This window comes from Streptomyces sp. HUAS MS02 (assembly GCF_055702265.1).
This window is the reverse complement of the sequence record NZ_CM146747.1, coordinates 3,840,486-3,857,525: the sequence shown is the minus strand read 5'-3', so window position 1 is coordinate 3,857,525 and position 17,040 is coordinate 3,840,486. Positions and strand designations below refer to the sequence as shown.

The window sequence follows — 17,040 nt, the reverse complement described above, 5'->3', positions numbered from 1 at the left end:
GTTGATACACCGGCACGCACCGGTGATGTCCGACGACGGGGGCTCCATGACGTCCTACTGCCCGCACTGCGGGACACCAGGCCCGGCCGAGGCGCGCTACTGCATGGCGTGCGGCCGGGAACGCATGCCGGTCCCCCCGGCACCCCCCTCCGCACCACCGGGCGCGCCGACCCTCGGCTCACCGCCCCCGCCGCCACCGCCCGCGTACGCACCCGTACCCGTACCCGTACCCGCCCCTGTCTCTGTTCCTGTCCCCGTCCGCCCTTCGCCCGTGGGCGCCTTCCTCGGCCGGGCCTTCCGGGGTGACTGGGGCGGCTCCGCGGCCGCCGCGCTCTGGCCGGTCGGGCTGCTCCTCGCCGCCGCCCTCGCTCTGGCCGTTCCTTCGTACGACCAGAGCGCCACGGACGACGACTTCGTCGGCTTCGGCGACCGGCTGGGCCTCGCCCTCGCCGTCCTCCTCCAGGGTCTCGGCGGCGGCTTCAGGATCTCCGAGAGCGGAAGCGGCGACTTCGCGGGCGACTACCAGTCCGCCGAGGCCGCCCTCACCCTGACCCTGGTCCCGCTCACGGTGACCGTCCTGTTCCTCGGGGCGCTCTTCCTCGGCGTACGGCAACTCCGCACCCGCCTGCTGACCCGTGCCGCGTACGCGGGCGCGGGAGCGCCCGGGGCGGGGCCCGCCGGCGGCCGTACCACCGGGCTCGAAGCGGCCGTGCGGGTCACGCTGCTGGTGACGGCCGCCGTCCTGCTCCTGGGGCTGTTCGCCCAGCCCGACATCGCGCGCGTCGAGGTCTCGGCCTCCCCCTGGCGCGCCGCGCTGGGCGCGCTCCTGCTCACCGCCGCCGTCTCGGCCGGCCTGCTGCAACGCGACGACCTGGCCGCCTGGCTGGCCGTCCGCCCCGGGCCCCGGACGCTGTTCCGGGCGACCGGAACGGCCGTACGGGCCATGGCGGTCGTCCTCACCCTCTGCTCACTCGTCACGTTCGTGCTCCTCGCGGCGAACGACGAGTGGCAGGCGGAGTGGGAGGAGGACCTCAACCCGCTCCTGCTGGTGCTGATCGTCCTCCCCAACCTCGCCGTCCATCTCCTCGGCCTCTCCTGGGGCGCGTCCGTCCAGGGCGAGGCGGGCCGCACCCGGTACGGGGACGACACGTCGTACGACTCCTCCGGCGACTACGGACTCGTCGAGTCCGGCCCGTACGGCGGCTACGAGCGCGAGTCGTTCGGGCTCTCCGAGCTGGGCGACGCCGTCAACTCCTGGGCGGTCGTGGGAGCGTTGACACTCGGCGCGGTCTGCGCCCTGACCCTGGGGATCCTCGCGGCCCGCCGTTCCTCGGGCCGCGGCGAGCAACTCCTCGCCGCGGGCGTCTTCTTCGGGCTGTTCCTCCTCCTCGCCGGTATCAGCGGCTTCGGCATGGAGGCGTCCGGCTCGGCCACGGCCGAGTTCACCACCGAGTTCTCGGTCGCGGGCGAGGTGGAGGCGGGCCTGGACCTCCCCGAGGTGCTGCCCTTCAGCCTGCTCTGGATCTTCGCCGCGGCCTTCCTCGCGCCCTGTCTGGTGCAGATGACGGGAGCGCGTACGGCGGTGATCGCACCGCCGATCCCGGCCATGCCGAGCAGCGGCCCGACGACGGCCCACGGGATCCCGCCACGGCCCTCCGTCCCCGCACCGGCACCGGCGCCCTACGAACCTCCGCTCGTGGAGCTGGGCCGACACCACCTGCCGCCCGCCGAGCCGCCCAAGTCCCGCAGTCGCGCGCTGATCTGGGCCCTCACCATCGCGGCGGCCTTCGTGATCGGCGGGGGAGGGGCGGCGGCGATCCTGCTCTGGCAGAGGTAGGAGGGGCGGGCGCCGGACGGGCCGCCCACCGGGACCTAGCGGAGCACCGCGAACGGGTCCCCCGGCTCGTCCAGTGCCCTGCGCAACCCGGGCGGCGGCCCACCCCGTCGGGGCTCCCGCACGCCCCCGCCGTCGTCCCCCGGCTCGAACCACACGGTCACGGCGGCGCCGCGCGGCACCTGGACCCCGGGTGGCGGGTACTGGCGTACGACGTAGTCCACGACGGTGCGTGGGAAGTCGGGGCGGTCGGGCGCGACGAGGAGCACCCCGCCCGCCTCGGCCGTCTCGCGCGCGTCCACGGCCATCAGCCCGACGAACCGTGGCACACGCACTTCGGATGACTTGGGTGTCATGCGCACAGATGTTCACCCCCAGCGGTACCGGCAGGGTAACCGCCGGGCGCCCCCGCCCGGAAGCACTGCGTGGCAATCTGCGGCAAATCGCTACTCTGGGTGACGAGTTGCCGAAATCTCGAACGCCGACCTCCCGGACAGCCGGACTGCCGACCTCCCGGACCGCCGGACCGCCGAACCCGCCGGACCGCCGAACCCGCCGGACCGCCGAACCCGCCGGACCGCTAGAGCGTCAGCCGGTAGCAGTGTCCCGGCCGTTGCGAGACGGGCGTCGTGAACGTCTCCGCCAGTTCCATGCCCAGCCGCCGAGTCACGGCGATGGACCGCTCGTTGCGGGCGTCGACCATGGCGACCACCCGGCCCACACCGGCCGCCCGCACCCGCTCCAGGGTCTGGAGCGCGGCGGCGGTCACATACCCCTTGCCCCAGTGGTCGCGGGCGAGCCGCCAGCCGATCTCGATCTCGCCGGCCGGGCCCCACTCGCGGGGCCACGGCTGCGCGCCGGTGAAGCCGATGGCCCGGCCCTCCTCGTCGAGCAGAGTCCACAGGCAGAACCCGTGCTCGGCGTCGTGGCGGCGCTGGCGCGCGGTGAGCTCCTCGTAGACGGACAGCTCGGCGGACCGGCCGCCGTGGAACTCCATGACGTCGGGATCGTCGAAGATCCGGTGCCAGGCGAAGGCGTCCTCGTCGGTGGGGACACGCAGCCGTACGTCGGGCAGAGCTCGGTTCACAGGGCAGCCCTTCAGCCGATGATCGGTACCGCTGAATAGACTGCCCATGTCCGACCCCGGTCGGCACATGTTTTCCGGACGTCCGGCGCCCCGGATGTCCGGCAGGCTTTGCTCCGATCCGCCTACTTCTTGGGGAGAACCCGTCGTGACCGAGCCCCAGCCCCTTACCGAACACACCGCCGATGTGATCGTCGTCGGGGCCGGGCCAGCCGGTTCCACCACCGCGTACTACCTGGCGAAGGCCGGTCTCGACGTGCTGCTCCTGGAGAAGACCAGCTTCCCGAGGGAGAAGGTCTGCGGCGACGGTCTCACACCCCGCGCCACCAAACAGCTGGTCGCGATGGGCATCGACATCTCCGAGGAGGCCGGCTGGCTCCGCAACAAGGGGCTGCGGATCATCGGCGGCGGCGTCCGCCTCCAGCTCGACTGGCCGGATCTCGCCGCCTACCCGAACTACGGACTCGTCCGCAAGCGCGACGACTTCGACGAGCAGCTCGCCCGCCAGGCCCAGAAGGCGGGCGCCCGGCTGTACGAGCGCTGCAACGTGGGCGCTCCGATCGTCGACGACCGCACGGGCCGGATCACCGGGGTGCACGCCAAGCTCGGCGACGAGAAGCGCGAAGTCACCTTCCACGCCCCGCTGGTGGTGGCGGCCGACGGCAACTCCACCCGGCTCTCCCTCGCGATGGGACTGCACCGCCGGGAGGACCGCCCGATGGGCGTCGCGGTCCGCACGTACTTCACCTCCCCGCGCCACGACGACGACTACCTGGAGTCCTGGCTGGAGCTGTGGGACAAGCGCGGCCCGGGCGAGGACCGTCTGCTCCCCGGCTACGGCTGGATCTTCGGCATGGGCGACGGCACGTCCAACGTCGGTCTGGGTGTCCTCAACACCTCCTCCGCCTTCAAGGAGCTGGACTGGCGCGACGTCCTGAAGGCCTGGTGCGCGTCCATGCCGGAGGAGTGGGGCTACACCCCCGAGAACATGACCGGCCCCATCCGCGGCGCCGCCCTCCCGATGGCCTTCAACCGCCAACCCCACTACACCAAGGGCCTGCTGCTGGTCGGCGACGCCGGCGGCATGGTGAACCCGTTCAACGGCGAGGGCATCGCCTACGCGATGGAATCCGGCCAGATCGCCGCCGAGGTCATCGTCCAGGCCCACGCCCGCGCCACCCCCGGGCAGCGTGAACTCGCCCTCCAGCGCTACCCGCAGGTCCTCAAGGACACCTTCGGCGGCTACTACACGATGGGCCGGGCCTTCGTGAAGCTCATCGGCAACCCGAAGATCATGAAGCTCGCCACCCAGCGGGGCCTGACCCATCCGCTGCTGATGAAGTTCACCCTGAAGATGCTGGCGAACCTCACCGACCCCACCGGCGGCGACGCGATGGACCGCATCATCAACGGCCTGAGCAAGGTGGCCCCCAAGGCGTGACCCGCCCCGGGGGCGTACGCCCCGGTATGACCGCGTTCGGCCGGCCACGGAGCACTCCGTGGCCGGCCGAACGCGCTGTACGCCCCTGAGGAGCTCACTGCCGCCCCGGGGTGCGGAACACCACAAGTGTGGGACGACAGGCGCCCTGTGGGGCGCCTGTGGCCTTTCCGCGGGCAGCCCGAGGGCCGCTGTCCCCTACGGGGAGAGCGGCCCTTCGAAAACGCCCTGGGCGACCGCGCGGGTCAGAGCACGCGCACCGCACCCGTCGCCGGGTAGCCGGAGAGGTCCTGGATCACGACGCCCTTGGAGGGGTTCGCCGCGTCGAGGTACTGGCCGTTACCGACGTAGACACCCACGTGGTAGGCCGAGCCCTTCGCGCCCCAGTACAGGATGTCGCCCACCTGGAGGTTCGACAGCGAGACCTCGGTGCCCTGCATCGACTGGTCCTGCGAGACCCGGGGGAGGTCCACGCCGACCTGCTTGAACGCGGCCTGCACGAGCGAGGAGCAGTCCCACGCGTTGGGGCCCGTGGCACCCAGGACGTAGGCGTCGCCGAGCTGCGCCTTCAGGAAGCTGATGACCGTGCCGACGCTGCCGGAGGCGGGCGCAGTCGTGGTCGTCGTCGACGCCGACGAGTTGGTCGAGAGGGTGGCCCGCTCGGTGTCGCGCGAGGCGCGCTCGGCGGCGGCCTTGCGCTCGGCCTCCTCGGCGGCCTTCTTGCGGGCCGCTTCCTTCTTCGCCTTGGCGAGGTCCTTGTCGGCCTGCTTGGCCGCCTCCTGGGCGGCGGCGTCACGCTCGGCCTGCAGCTGGTACTCGGCGGCCATCACCTTCGTGGCGTCCGCGGACTGCGCGGCCTGCGTGGCCAGGTCGGCCGTGAGGGTGGGCAGTTCGAGCGTCTGCGTCACCGGCTCCGCCGCGAAGGCCGACGTGGACGCGCCGGCCACTGCCACGGTGCTGAGAACGCCACCGGCGACTCCGGCGCGCATCGCGATCGAGGACGCGTTGCGGCGGGGTTTCCGGTGGCTGCGTATGTGAGCGGTGTGGGACATGGGTACAAGCGGTACCAGCGAATCCTCCATACCTTCAAGAAACGTGTGCTGCGCCACAGTTGTTCAACGGAGGCGCCGAATTTCTCGCGCGTCACTCTTTATTGACGCCGTAACGGGCATAGCGGACATGGCCGAACAGGCCTTTGATCATGCACTTTCGTGATTACGCCCGAATTGCCCTGCGCTTACCACCGATCGCAGCGAGTGGCCAAGGTCCGTTGATTTGATCTCGGTCCGATGTGGCGCAGGTCACGGAACGGTCACCCGTTCCCGGGGCGTCCCGCGCGGGAGGGCGTCCTCGCGGCGCTCGTGAACGCGTGCACGTGTCCACATCCGTCGCCGGACCTCCCTCCGGGGTGTGGCCGCGGGCTCTATCAAGCGATCTCGTCCAGCACCAATTTGCATGCAGCGGAACTCTCTTGATATGGAGACGCCCATCGTGACCAGCGGTGACGAGTGAAAATGTCACTTCTGGTGATCAGACTGGCGCTTCGTGTATGAAGATCGACGCTCATCCGACTTCATGATCCTTCGTCAGGTGGTGGAGATCACAAACTCGGTGCTGCACCCGTGTCGCAGATCACAGACCGGCAGGCATAGGATGCGGGGCAGTTGGGCTTGTGACCTGCTTCACATGTTCGCGATCTTCGTCGAGACGGACGGGGCTCGTGTGGCCGGTGGGGCGGGAGAGCAGGGCCGACGCAATCCGCCAGCAGTCAGTGCCGACTGAGAGGAGCGAGGAGCGGTGAACGCCTATGCGCCCATCCTCGTACTGGGAGCCCTCGGGGCAGGCTTTGCGATCTTCTCCGTGATCATGGCCACGCTGATCGGCCCGAAGCGCTACAACCGGGCCAAGCTAGAGGCCTACGAGTGCGGGATCGAGCCCACCCCCACGCCGGCCGGCGGCGGGCGTTTCCCCATCAAGTACTACCTGACGGCGATGCTCTTCATCGTCTTCGACATCGAGATCGTCTTCCTCTACCCCTGGGCCGTCACCTTCGACGCCCTGGGTGTTTTCGGGCTCGTGGAGATGCTGCTCTTCGTGCTCACCGTCTTCGTCGCCTACGCGTATGTCTGGCGCCGCGGCGGCCTGGAATGGGACTGAGGGGCCTTTAAGACCATGGGACTCGAAGAAAAACTGCCGAGCGGTTTCCTGCTGACCACCGTCGAGCAGGCCGCGGGCTGGGTACGCAAGGCATCCGTCTTCCCCGCCACCTTCGGCCTCGCCTGTTGTGCCATCGAGATGATGACCACGGGCGCGGGGCGCTACGACCTGGCGCGCTTCGGCATGGAGGTCTTCCGCGGCTCGCCGCGGCAGGCGGACCTGATGATCGTGGCCGGCCGGGTCAGCCAGAAGATGGCGCCGGTGCTGCGGCAGGTCTACGACCAGATGCCGAATCCCAAGTGGGTGATCTCCATGGGGGTCTGCGCGTCGTCCGGCGGCATGTTCAACAACTACGCGATCGTCCAGGGCGTCGACCACATCGTCCCGGTCGACATCTATCTCCCGGGCTGCCCGCCACGGCCCGAGATGCTGATGGACGCGATCCTCAAGCTCCACCAGAAGATCCAGACGTCCAAGCTCGGCGTGAACGCGGAGGAAGCGGCCCGCGAGGCCGAGGAAGCCGCGCTCAAGGCACTCCCCACCATCGAGATGAAGGGGCTGCTGCGATGAGCGACGCGAACGGAACCGACCGGCCCAACCCCGAGAAGGACCTCGCCGCCTCCAACCTCCCCGGCCAGCGCGGCGACGGCGGCGAGGAGATCCGCGTCCAACGCGGCATGTTCGGCGCGAACAACGGCGGCGACACCTCCGGCTACGGCGGCCTGGTCCGCTCCATCCGGCTCCCCGGGGAGGCCGTCCGCCCCTACGGCGGCTGGTTCGACGAGGTCGCCGACGAGCTGGAGGGCGCCCTGGAGGAACAGGGCCTCGTCCCCGAGAACGTGATCGACAGGACCGTCGTCGACCGGGGCGAGCTCACCTTCCACATCGAGCGCGAGCACCTGCCGACCGTCGCCCGCACCCTCCGCGACGACCCGGCCCTCCGCTTCGAGCTGTGCACCGGTGTCTCGGGCGTCCACTACCCCGGCGACAAGGGCCGCGAGCTGCACGCCGTCTACCACCTGCGCTCGATCACCCACAACCGGCTGATCCGCCTGGAGGTCTCCGCTCCGGACGCCGACCCGCACATCCCGTCGCTCGTCCCCGTCTACCCGACCAACGACTGGCACGAGCGCGAGGCGTACGACTTCTTCGGCATCGTCTTCGACGGCCACCCCGCGCTGACGCGGATCATGATGCCGGACGACTGGCAGGGCTTCCCGCAGCGCAAGGACTACCCCCTCGGCGGCATCCCCGTCGAGTACAAGGGCGCCCAGATCCCGGCTCCGGACCAGCGGAGGTCGTACTCATGAGCACGCAGCACGCATCGGCGGAGTCCGCCGCCTCGGCGCGCGAGACCACCGAGGGCACCGTCTACACGGTCACCGGCGGCGACTGGGACGAGGTCGCCGAGACCGCGGCCAGGTCCGACGACGAGCGCATCATCGTCAACATGGGCCCCCAGCACCCGTCCACCCACGGTGTGCTCCGGCTGATCCTGGAGATCGACGGCGAGACCGTCACCGAGGCCCGCTGCGGCATCGGCTACCTCCACACCGGCATCGAGAAGAACCTCGAGTACCGCACGTGGACCCAGGGCACCACGTTCGTGACGCGCATGGACTACCTGACGCCGTTCTTCAACGAGACGGCGTACTGCCTCGCCGTGGAGAAGCTCCTCGGCATCGAGGACCAGATCCCCGACCGCGCCACGATCATCCGGGTGCTCCTGATGGAGCTGAACCGGCTCTCCTCCCACCTGGTGTGCATCGCCACCGGCGGCATGGAACTGGGCGCCACCACGATCATGATCTACGGCTTCCGTGATCGTGAACTGATTCTCGACATCTACGAGCTGATCACCGGCCTGCGCATGAACCACGCGTACATCCGGCCCGGCGGACTCGCCCAGGACCTGCCGCCCGGCGCGGTGGACCAGATCCGCGAGTTCGTGAAGAAGATGCAGAAGAACCTGCCCGAGTACGACAAGCTCGCCACCGGGAACCCCATCTTCAAGGCCCGTATGCAGGACGTCGGCTACCTCGACCTCTCCGGCTGCATGGCCCTCGGCGCCACCGGACCGATCCTGCGCTCCGCCGGCCTCCCGCACGACCTGCGCAAGGCCCAGCCGTACTGCGGCTACGAGACGTACGACTTCGACGTCCCGACCGCCGACAGCTGCGACTCCTACGGCCGCTTCCTGATCCGCCTCGAAGAGATGCGCCAGTCCCTCAGGATCGTCGAGCAGTGCCTGGACCGGCTGCAGCCCGGCCCGGTCATGGTCGGCGACAAGAAGATCGCCTGGCCCGCGCAGCTCGCCCTGGGACCGGACGGACTCGGCAACTCCCTGGACCACATCAAGAAGATCATGGGCACCTCCATGGAGGCCCTGATCCACCACTTCAAGCTGGTGACCGAGGGCTTCCGCGTCCCGCCGGGACAGGCGTACGCGGCCGTCGAGTCGCCCAAGGGCGAACTCGGGGTGCACGCCGTCTCCGACGGAGGCACCCGCCCCTTCCGGGTCCACTTCCGCGACCCGTCCTTCACCAACCTGCAGGCCATGGCGGCGATGTGCGAGGGCGGCCAGGTCGCCGACGTCATCGTCGCCGTCGCGTCCATCGACCCCGTGATGGGAGGCGTCGACCGGTGACCACCACCCCCGAGGGCGTCAGCCTGGGCATGCCCCAACTGCCCGCGCCCGACTACCCGGACGACGTTCGGGCCCGGCTGGAGCGGGACGCGGCGGCCGTCGTCGCCCGCTACCCGGACTCCCGGTCCGCCCTGCTGCCGCTGCTGCACCTCGTGCAGTCGGAGGAGGGCCATGTCACCCGCACCGGCATGCGGTTCTGCGCCGAGGTGCTCGGCCTGACCACGGCCGAGGTCACCGCCGTCGCCACCTTCTACTCCATGTACCGGCGGGGCCCCTCCGGCGACTACCAGGTGGGAGTCTGCACCAACACCCTGTGCGCGGTGATGGGCGGCGACGCGATCTTCGAGGCGCTGCAGGAGCACCTGGGGGTCGGCAACGGGGAGACCACCGACGACGGCAAGGTCACCCTGGAGCACATCGAGTGCAACGCGGCCTGCGACTTCGCTCCGGTCGTGATGGTCAACTGGGAGTTCTTCGACAACCAGACCGTCGACAGCGCCAAGCGACTCGTCGACGACCTGCGCGAGGGCGCCGAGGTCCGGCCCACGCGCGGGGCGCCGCTGTGCACCTTCAAGGACACCGCCCGGATCCTCGCCGGCTTCCCCGACGAGCGGCCCGGTGCCGTCGAGGCGAGCGGCGGCGCGGGCCCCGCGTCGCTGGTCGGCCTGCGCCTGGCCAAGGGAGAGGCCGGACCCGCGCGCGTGGTCCACCCGCGGGACGGCGGCCCCCACGACGAGCCGCAGGACCGCAAGGTGCACAAGCCGTCGCCGACCGAACACCTCAGCTCGCACGACGCGCCACAGGAGACATCGGCCTCCGACCCGGCCCACCCGGCAGGGCCCGCCGCCGAGGAGGGGGAGTGATGACATTGGCACCCGAGATCAAGGGCAGCAGCCCGGAGAAGCTGCTCGCACCGGTGCTGTCGTCCTTCTGGGACGAGGACAGGCCCTGGACGCTCGACGTCTACCGCAGGCACGACGGCTACGAGGGACTGCGCAAGGCGCTGGCCATGACACCGGACGACGTCATCGCGTACGTCAAGGAGTCGGGACTGCGCGGCCGTGGCGGCGCCGGGTTCCCGACCGGGATGAAATGGCAGTTCATCCCCCAGGGCGACGGGAAGCCGCACTATCTCGTTGTCAACGCCGACGAGTCGGAGCCCGGAACGTGCAAGGACATTCCGCTCCTCTTCGCGAACCCGCACAGCCTCATCGAGGGCATGATCATCGCGTGCTACGCCATCCGGTCCTCGCACGCCTTCATCTATCTGCGGGGTGAGGTCGTCCCCGTCCTGCGGCGGTTGCACGAGGCCGTCCGCGAGGCCTACGAGGCGGGCTACCTCGGCGAGAACATCCTCGGCAGCGGACTCGACCTCGACATCACCGTGCACGCGGGCGCCGGCGCGTACATCTGCGGTGAGGAGACCGCGCTGCTCGACTCGCTCGAAGGCCGCCGTGGTCAACCGCGGCTGCGTCCCCCCTTCCCGGCTGTCGAGGGCCTCTACGCGTGCCCGACTGTCGTGAACAACGTCGAATCGATCGCGTCGGTTCCCGCCATCCTGCACCGGGGCAAGGAATGGTTCAGGTCGATGGGCAGCGAGAAGTCCCCCGGCTTCACGCTCTACTCGCTCAGCGGCCATGTCGCCTCCCCCGGCCAGTACGAGGCCCCGCTCGGCATCACGCTCCGCCAACTCCTGGAGATGAGCGGCGGCATGCGACCCGGACACCGCCTCAAGTTCTGGACGCCGGGCGGCTCCTCCACCCCGATGTTCACCGACGAGCACCTCGACGTCCCCCTCGACTACGAGGGAGTGGGCGCCGCGGGTTCCATGCTCGGCACCAAGGCGCTCCAGTGCTTCGACGAGACCACCTGCGTCGTCCGGGCCGTCACCCGCTGGACCGAGTTCTACGCCCACGAGTCCTGCGGCAAGTGCACCCCCTGCCGCGAAGGCACCTACTGGCTGGTCCAGTTGCTGCGTGACATCGAGGCCGGCAAGGGCGTCATGAGCGACCTCGACAAGCTGAACGACATCGCCGACAACATCAACGGCAAGTCCTTCTGCGCCCTCGGCGACGGCGCCGCCTCGCCGATCTTCTCCTCACTCAAGTACTTCCGCGCGGAGTACGAGGACCACATCACGGGCCGGGGCTGCCCCTTCGACCCGGCCAGGTCGACGGCCTGGGCCGACAAGGACAAGCACGCGGAGGTGAACGCATGACCGTGACCACCGGCGCTCCCTCCGGGAGCGGGGAGGCGGCGGTCCCGCCGGAAGATCTCGTCTCGCTGACCATCGACGGCGTCGACATCAGCGTGCCCAAGGGCACCCTGGTCATCCGGGCCGCCGAACAGCTCGGCATCGAGATCCCCCGCTTCTGCGACCACCCCCTCCTCGACCCGGCCGGCGCCTGCCGCCAGTGCATCGTCGAGGTCGAGGGCCAGCGCAAGCCCATGGCGTCCTGCACGATCACCTGTACGGACGGGATGGTCGTCAAGACTCACCTCACCTCCCCGGTCGCGGAGAAGGCCCAGAAGGGTGTGATGGAGCTCCTGCTCATCAACCACCCGCTGGACTGCCCCGTCTGCGACAAGGGCGGCGAGTGCCCGCTGCAGAACCAGGCCATGTCGCACGGCCACTCCGAGTCCCGCTTCGAGGGCCGCAAGCGGACGTACGAGAAGCCCGTGCCGATCTCCACGCAGGTCCTGCTCGACCGCGAGCGGTGCGTGCTGTGCGCCCGCTGCACCCGGTTCTCCAACCAGGTCGCCGGCGACCCGATGATCGAGCTGATCGAGCGGGGCGCGCTGCAGCAGGTCGGCACCGGCGAGGGCGACCCCTTCGAGTCGTACTTCTCCGGCAACACCATCCAGATCTGCCCCGTCGGCGCGCTGACCTCGGCGGCGTACCGATTCCGCTCCCGCCCCTTCGACCTGGTCTCCTCGCCGTCCGTCTGCGAGCACTGCTCCGGCGGCTGCGCCACCCGCACCGACCACCGGCGCGGCAAGGTCATGCGCCGCCTCGCGGCCGACGACCCCGAGGTCAACGAGGAGTGGATCTGCGACAAGGGCCGCTTCGCGTTCCGGTACGCGCAGCGACCCGACCGGCTCACCACCCCGCTCGTCCGCAACGCCGACGGTGTCCTGGAGCCCGCGTCCTGGCCGGAGGCCCTGGAGGTCGCCGCCCGGGGCCTGCTCGCCGCGCGCGGCAGGGCCGGTGTCCTCACCGGCGGCCGGCTCACCGTCGAGGACGCCTACGCGTACAGCAAGTTCGCGCGCGTGGCGCTCGACACCAACGACATCGACTTCCGCGCGCGCGTGCACAGCGGCGAGGAGGCCGACTTCCTGGCCGCCCGGGTCGCCGGCCGCGGCCGCGACCTCGACGGCACGGGCGTCACGTACACCTCGCTGGAGAAGGCGCCCGCGGTCCTGCTGGTCGGGTTCGAGGCCGAGGAGGAGGCGCCCGGCGTCTTCCTGAGGCTGCGCAAGGCCTGGCGCAAGCACAAGCAGCGGGTGTACTCGCTGGCCACGCACGCCACCCGGGGCCTGGAGAAGGCCGGCGGCACGCTGCTGCCCGCCGCGCCCGGCACCGAGACCGAGTGGCTGGACGCCCTCGCGAGCGGCTTCGGCCTCGACGACGACGGCACCAAGGCCGCCGAGGCGCTGCGCACCGAGGGCGCCGTGATCGTCGTCGGGGAGCGCCTCGCGGGCGTCGCGGGCGGGCTCACCGCCGCCGTCCGCGCCGCGTCGCTGACCGGCGCGAAGCTGGTGTGGATCCCGCGCCGGGCCGGGGAGCGCGCCGCCGTCGAGGCGGGCGCGCTGCCCTCCGTGCTGCCGGGAGGACGTCCGGCCACCGACCCGCGCGCACGGGAGGAGGTCGCCGCCGCCTGGGGCGTCGCCGAACTCCCCGCGCGCTACGGCCGGGACACCGGGCAGATCGTCGAGGCCGCCGCCACCGGAGAGCTCGGGGCCCTGGTGGTGGCGGGTGTGGAAGTCGGCGATCTGCCCGACCCGGCACGCGCGCGCGAGGCGCTGTCCGCGGTGGGCTTCCTGGTCTCACTGGAACTGCGGCCCAGCGAGGTCACCGACCGCGCGGACGTCGTCCTGCCGGTCGCGGCCGTCGCCGAGAAGGCGGGCACCTTCGTCAACTGGGAGGGCCGGGTGCGGATGTTCGAAGCCGCGCTGAAGCCCGACCAGATGACCCGCCGGGTGGCACCCACCGACGGACGCGTCCTGCAGATGCTCGCCGACGCCATGGACGTCCACCTCGGGCTGCCGGACCTGCGCACCACGCGCGCGGAGCTGGACCGCCTCGGGGGCTGGAACGGGGCGCGGGCCAACGAGCCGGTGGAGGTCGGGGCCGCGCTGCCGCGTCCGGCCGCCGGGGAGGCCGTCCTCGCCGGACACCGGCTGCTGCTCGACCAGGGCCGCCTCCAGGACGGCGACGAGGCGCTGGCCGGGACCCGGCACGCCGCCCACGCGCGCGTGTCGGCCGCCACGGCCGCCGAGGCGGGCATCAAGAACGGCGACCTCCTCGCGGTCAGCGGCCCCGCCGGGGTCGTGGAACTGCCGCTGCTGATCGCCGAGATGCCCGACCGCGTCGTCTGGCTGCCGCTGAACTCCACCGGCTCGGGCGTCGCCTCCGACACCGGGGCGCTGCCCGGCGCACTCGTCCGTATCGGCGCCGCGACGCTCGCCGCCGAGGCCCCCGAGGAGGTGGAGGCGTGAGCCCGATGTACCTCGCCGCGGAAGACCTCTCGATGTTCGGCCGCGACCCCTGGTGGCTGGTCGTCGTCAAGGCGGTGTTCTGCTTCGCCTTCCTGATGATCACCGTGCTGTTCTCCATCGTGTGGGAGCGCAAGGTCGTCGCCTGGATGCAGCTGCGCATCGGCCCCAACCGGCACGGCCCCTGGGGCATGCTCCAGTCGCTCGCCGACGGCATCAAGCTGATGCTCAAGGAAGACGTCATCGTCAAACGCGCGGACAAGGTCGTCTACGTCCTCGCGCCGATCGTCGCGGCCATCCCGGCCTTCATGGCGATCGCGGTGATCCCCTTCGGGCCCGCCGGCAACGAGATCTCGATCTTCGGCCAGCGCACCACGATGCAGCTCACCGATCTGCCGATCGCGATGCTGTACATCCTCGCCGTCGCCTCGGTCGGCATCTACGGCATCGTCCTGGCGGGCTGGAGCTCCGGCTCCACCTACCCGCTGCTGGGCGGTCTCCGCGCCTGCGCGCAGATGATCTCGTACGAGATCGCCATGGGCGCCGCGTTCGCCTCCGTCTTCCTCTACTCGGGGTCGATGTCGACCTCCGCGATCGTGGAGGCGCAGCAGGACCGCTGGTACATCGTGCTGCTGCCGGTCTCCTTCGTGATCTACATCGTGACCATGGTCGGTGAGACCAACCGCGCCCCCCTGGACATGCCGGAGTCCGAAGGCGACCTGGTCGGCGGCTTCAACACCGAGTACTCGTCGATCAAGTTCGCGATGTTCATGCTCGCCGAGTACGTCAACATGGTGACCGTCTCCGCCGTGTCGGTGACACTGTTCCTCGGCGGCTGGCGGGCCCCCTACCCCATCAGCACCTTCTGGGAGGGCGCCAACCACGGCTGGTGGCCGATGCTCTGGTTCGTGGTGAAGGTGCAGCTGCTGCTGTTCTTCTTCATCTGGCTGCGCGGCACCCTCCCGCGCGTCCGCTACGACCAGCTGATGAAGCTCGGCTGGAAGGTCCTCCTGCCGGTCTCCGTGGTCTGGCTGATGCTCGTCGCGACCGTGCGGACCCTCCGGAACGAGAACTACGACTTCGCCGAGATCGCGCTGTACGTCGCCGGCGCCGTCATCGTCCTGTTCCTGCTGTCCGTCGTCGCCGACATGTTCCGCGACCGGCGCGAGGCACAGGACAAGCCCGCCGAACCGGCCGGCTTCGACCCGATGGCCGGCGGGTTCCCCGTACCGCCCCTGCCCGGACAGACCCTCCCACCGGTGCCGCGCAGGCGCCCGCGCCGGGAGCGGGAGCTGATTGTCAGTGGTGGGTCCGATACTGAGAGTGACGGATCTTCGAATGGGAGGGAGGCGTCCGATGGCTGAGGAGCCGAAAGAGAACAAGCAGGGGTTCCAGAACCCCGTCGCCGGCTTCGGCGTGACCTTCAAGGCCATGTTCAAGAAGCGGCTGACCGAGCAGTATCCGGAGCAGCCGAAGACCACGGCCCCGCGGTTCCACGGCAGGCACCAGCTCAACCGCCATCCGGACGGCCTGGAGAAGTGCGTCGGCTGCGAACTGTGCGCCTGGGCGTGTCCCGCCGACGCCATCTACGTCGAGGGCGCCGACAACACGGACGAGGAGCGCTACTCCCCGGGCGAGCGGTACGGCCGCGTCTACCAGATCAACTACGCCCGCTGCATCCTCTGCGGCCTGTGCATCGAGGCGTGCCCCACGCGCGCGCTCACGATGACCAACGAGTTCGAGTTGGCCGACTCCAGCCGCGCCAACCTCATCTACACCAAGGAGCAGCTGCTCGCGGGTCTGGAAGAGGGCATGGTGGACTCGCCGCACGCGATCTACCCGGGCACCGACGAACAGGACTACTACCGGGGCCTGGTCACCGAGGCCGCGCCCGGTACGGAGCGTCAGGTGGCCACCTCCGAGGGCGAGAAGCCGCAGGACGCGGCCTCCACCACCGGTGCGGACGAGCCGGCGTCGGAGAAGGTGATCCGCCGATGACGCAGCACCTCGCCGCCTACACCACCTCCACCGGTGAGGCCTTCCAGTTCTGGGTGCTCGGCACGATCGCCGTGATCGGCGCCCTGTGCACCGTGTTCATGAAGAAGGCCGTGCACAGCGCCCTCTGCCTCGCCGGCACCATGATCATCCTGGCCGTGTTCTACCTGGCCAACGGCGCCTACTTCCTGGGCGTCGTGCAGATCGTCGTCTACACCGGCGCGATCATGATGCTGTTCCTGTTCGTGGTGATGCTCGTCGGCGTCACCGCGGCGGACTCCCTGAAGGAGACCATCAAGGGCCAGCGCTGGCTGGCCCTGCTGTGCGGCCTCGGCTTCGGCATCCTGCTGATCGCGGGCATCGGCAACGCCTCGCTGACGGAGTTCAACGGCCTCGGCACGGCGAACGCGGGCGGCAACGTGGAGGGCCTCGCGGCCCTGATCTTCACCGACTACGTGTTCGCCTTCGAGCTCACCGGCGCCCTCCTCATCACGGCCGCCGTCGGCGCCATGGTCCTCACCCACCGCGAGCGCACCGAGCGCGCCAAGACCCAGCGCGAGCTCGCCGAGCAGCGTGTCCGCGAGGGCAAGCACCTCCCGCCGCTGCCGGCGCCCGGCGTCTACGCCCGGCACAACGCGGTGGACATCGCGGGCCTGCTGCCCGACGGCACCCCGTCCGAGCTGACCGTCAGCAAGACGCTGCGCGACCGGGGCCAGATCCGAGACGTGTCGACCGAGGCGCTCAACGACCTCAAGGCACTGGAACAGCGCGCCGAGGACCGCCTGGAGCGCTCGCACAGCGGAAGCGGCGGCAACGGAGGCAACGGCCGCGACAGCGGCACCAGCGGGAAGAACGGGGAGGCAGCGAAGTGAATCCCGTCAACTACCTGTACCTCGCCGCCCTGCTGTTCACGATCGGCGCCACCGGCGTCCTGATCAGGCGGAACGCGATCGTGGTGTTCATGTGCGTCGAGCTGATGCTCAACGCCTGCAACCTCGCCCTCGTCGCCTTCGCCCGCATGCACGGCAATCTCGACGGCCAGATCATCGCCTTCTTCACGATGGTCGTCGCCGCCGCGGAGGTCGTGGTCGGACTCGCGATCATCGTGTCGCTGTTCCGGTCCCGCCACTCGGCCTCGGTCGACGACGCCAGCCTGATGAAGCTGTAAG

General features: G+C 70.3%; 16 protein-coding genes. 13 read left to right on the top strand and 3 right to left on the bottom strand.

Going from position 1 to position 17,040, the window contains the following annotated elements; genetic code table 11:
- Positions 1-25: 25 nt before the first annotated feature.
- Complete coding sequence (locus tag ACZ9QC_RS16440) at positions 26-1,837, top strand: zinc ribbon domain-containing protein (RefSeq protein ID WP_472920794.1); 1,812 nt, start codon at positions 26-28, stop codon at positions 1,835-1,837.
- Positions 1,838-1,872: 35 nt separating this feature from the next.
- Here ACZ9QC_RS16440 and ACZ9QC_RS16435 read toward each other — a convergent pair whose 3' ends face one another.
- On the bottom strand, positions 1,873-2,196 hold the full coding sequence (locus ACZ9QC_RS16435) for a PASTA domain-containing protein (RefSeq protein WP_472920793.1): 324 nt from the start codon (positions 2,194-2,196) through the stop codon (positions 1,873-1,875).
- A gap of 218 nt (positions 2,197-2,414) precedes the next feature.
- On the bottom strand, positions 2,415-2,921 hold the full coding sequence (locus ACZ9QC_RS16430; protein ID WP_472920792.1) for a GNAT family N-acetyltransferase: 507 nt from the start codon (positions 2,919-2,921) through the stop codon (positions 2,415-2,417).
- A 145-nt stretch (positions 2,922-3,066) separates the two neighbouring features.
- Between ACZ9QC_RS16430 and ACZ9QC_RS16425 the strand changes: the two genes are divergently transcribed.
- On the top strand, positions 3,067-4,359 hold the full coding sequence (locus ACZ9QC_RS16425; protein WP_230219466.1) for a geranylgeranyl reductase family protein: 1,293 nt from the start codon (positions 3,067-3,069) through the stop codon (positions 4,357-4,359).
- A 242-nt stretch (positions 4,360-4,601) separates the two neighbouring features.
- On the opposite strand, the gene ACZ9QC_RS16420 is transcribed toward ACZ9QC_RS16425, so the two are convergent.
- Positions 4,602-5,438, bottom strand: a complete 837-nt coding sequence (locus ACZ9QC_RS16420; protein WP_472920791.1) for a C40 family peptidase — start codon at positions 5,436-5,438, stop codon at positions 4,602-4,604.
- A 715-nt stretch (positions 5,439-6,153) separates the two neighbouring features.
- Between ACZ9QC_RS16420 and ACZ9QC_RS16415 the strand changes: the two genes are divergently transcribed.
- Genes ACZ9QC_RS16415 through nuoK form a run of 11 tightly spaced genes read left to right on the top strand, consistent with a single transcriptional unit; the run spans position 6,154 to position 17,039 of the window.
- A complete protein-coding gene (locus ACZ9QC_RS16415) occupies positions 6,154-6,513 on the top strand; it encodes an NADH-quinone oxidoreductase subunit A (protein WP_009310323.1) in 360 nt (119 codons plus the stop codon).
- A gap of 15 nt (positions 6,514-6,528) precedes the next feature.
- On the top strand, positions 6,529-7,083 hold the full coding sequence (locus tag ACZ9QC_RS16410) for a NuoB/complex I 20 kDa subunit family protein (protein ID WP_003998928.1): 555 nt from the start codon (positions 6,529-6,531) through the stop codon (positions 7,081-7,083).
- Positions 7,080-7,823, top strand: a complete 744-nt coding sequence (locus tag ACZ9QC_RS16405) for an NADH-quinone oxidoreductase subunit C (RefSeq protein ID WP_472920790.1) — start codon at positions 7,080-7,082, stop codon at positions 7,821-7,823. Before ACZ9QC_RS16410 ends, ACZ9QC_RS16405 begins: the two co-directional genes overlap by 4 nt.
- Positions 7,820-9,160: an NADH-quinone oxidoreductase subunit D gene (locus ACZ9QC_RS16400; RefSeq protein ID WP_184904806.1), complete on the top strand. Its 1,341-nt coding sequence runs from the start codon at positions 7,820-7,822 to the stop codon at positions 9,158-9,160. Before ACZ9QC_RS16405 ends, ACZ9QC_RS16400 begins: the two co-directional genes overlap by 4 nt.
- A 29-nt stretch (positions 9,161-9,189) precedes the next feature.
- On the top strand, positions 9,190-10,023 hold the full coding sequence (gene nuoE, locus ACZ9QC_RS16395) for an NADH-quinone oxidoreductase subunit NuoE (RefSeq protein WP_472921708.1): 834 nt from the start codon (positions 9,190-9,192) through the stop codon (positions 10,021-10,023).
- The gene (nuoF, locus tag ACZ9QC_RS16390; protein WP_472920789.1) at positions 10,023-11,378 is read left to right on the top strand and encodes an NADH-quinone oxidoreductase subunit NuoF; all 1,356 of its coding nucleotides are present in this window, start codon (positions 10,023-10,025) and stop codon (positions 11,376-11,378) included. The genes nuoE and nuoF overlap by 1 nt, the downstream gene beginning before the upstream one ends.
- Positions 11,375-13,879: an NADH-quinone oxidoreductase subunit G gene (locus ACZ9QC_RS16385; protein ID WP_472920788.1), complete on the top strand. Its 2,505-nt coding sequence runs from the start codon at positions 11,375-11,377 to the stop codon at positions 13,877-13,879. The genes nuoF and ACZ9QC_RS16385 overlap by 4 nt, the downstream gene beginning before the upstream one ends.
- On the top strand, positions 13,876-15,240 hold the full coding sequence (nuoH, locus tag ACZ9QC_RS16380; protein WP_472920787.1) for an NADH-quinone oxidoreductase subunit NuoH: 1,365 nt from the start codon (positions 13,876-13,878) through the stop codon (positions 15,238-15,240). The genes ACZ9QC_RS16385 and nuoH overlap by 4 nt, the downstream gene beginning before the upstream one ends.
- Positions 15,233-15,874: an NADH-quinone oxidoreductase subunit NuoI gene (nuoI, locus tag ACZ9QC_RS16375; protein ID WP_472920786.1), complete on the top strand. Its 642-nt coding sequence runs from the start codon at positions 15,233-15,235 to the stop codon at positions 15,872-15,874. Before nuoH ends, nuoI begins: the two co-directional genes overlap by 8 nt.
- Positions 15,871-16,743 (top strand): NADH-quinone oxidoreductase subunit J, encoded by an 873-nt coding sequence (locus ACZ9QC_RS16370; RefSeq protein WP_472920785.1) that lies wholly within the window; start codon positions 15,871-15,873, stop codon positions 16,741-16,743. Before nuoI ends, ACZ9QC_RS16370 begins: the two co-directional genes overlap by 4 nt.
- The gene (nuoK, locus tag ACZ9QC_RS16365) at positions 16,740-17,039 is read left to right on the top strand and encodes an NADH-quinone oxidoreductase subunit NuoK (protein ID WP_230219476.1); all 300 of its coding nucleotides are present in this window, start codon (positions 16,740-16,742) and stop codon (positions 17,037-17,039) included. The genes ACZ9QC_RS16370 and nuoK overlap by 4 nt, the downstream gene beginning before the upstream one ends.
- Position 17,040 lies beyond the last annotated feature (1 nt).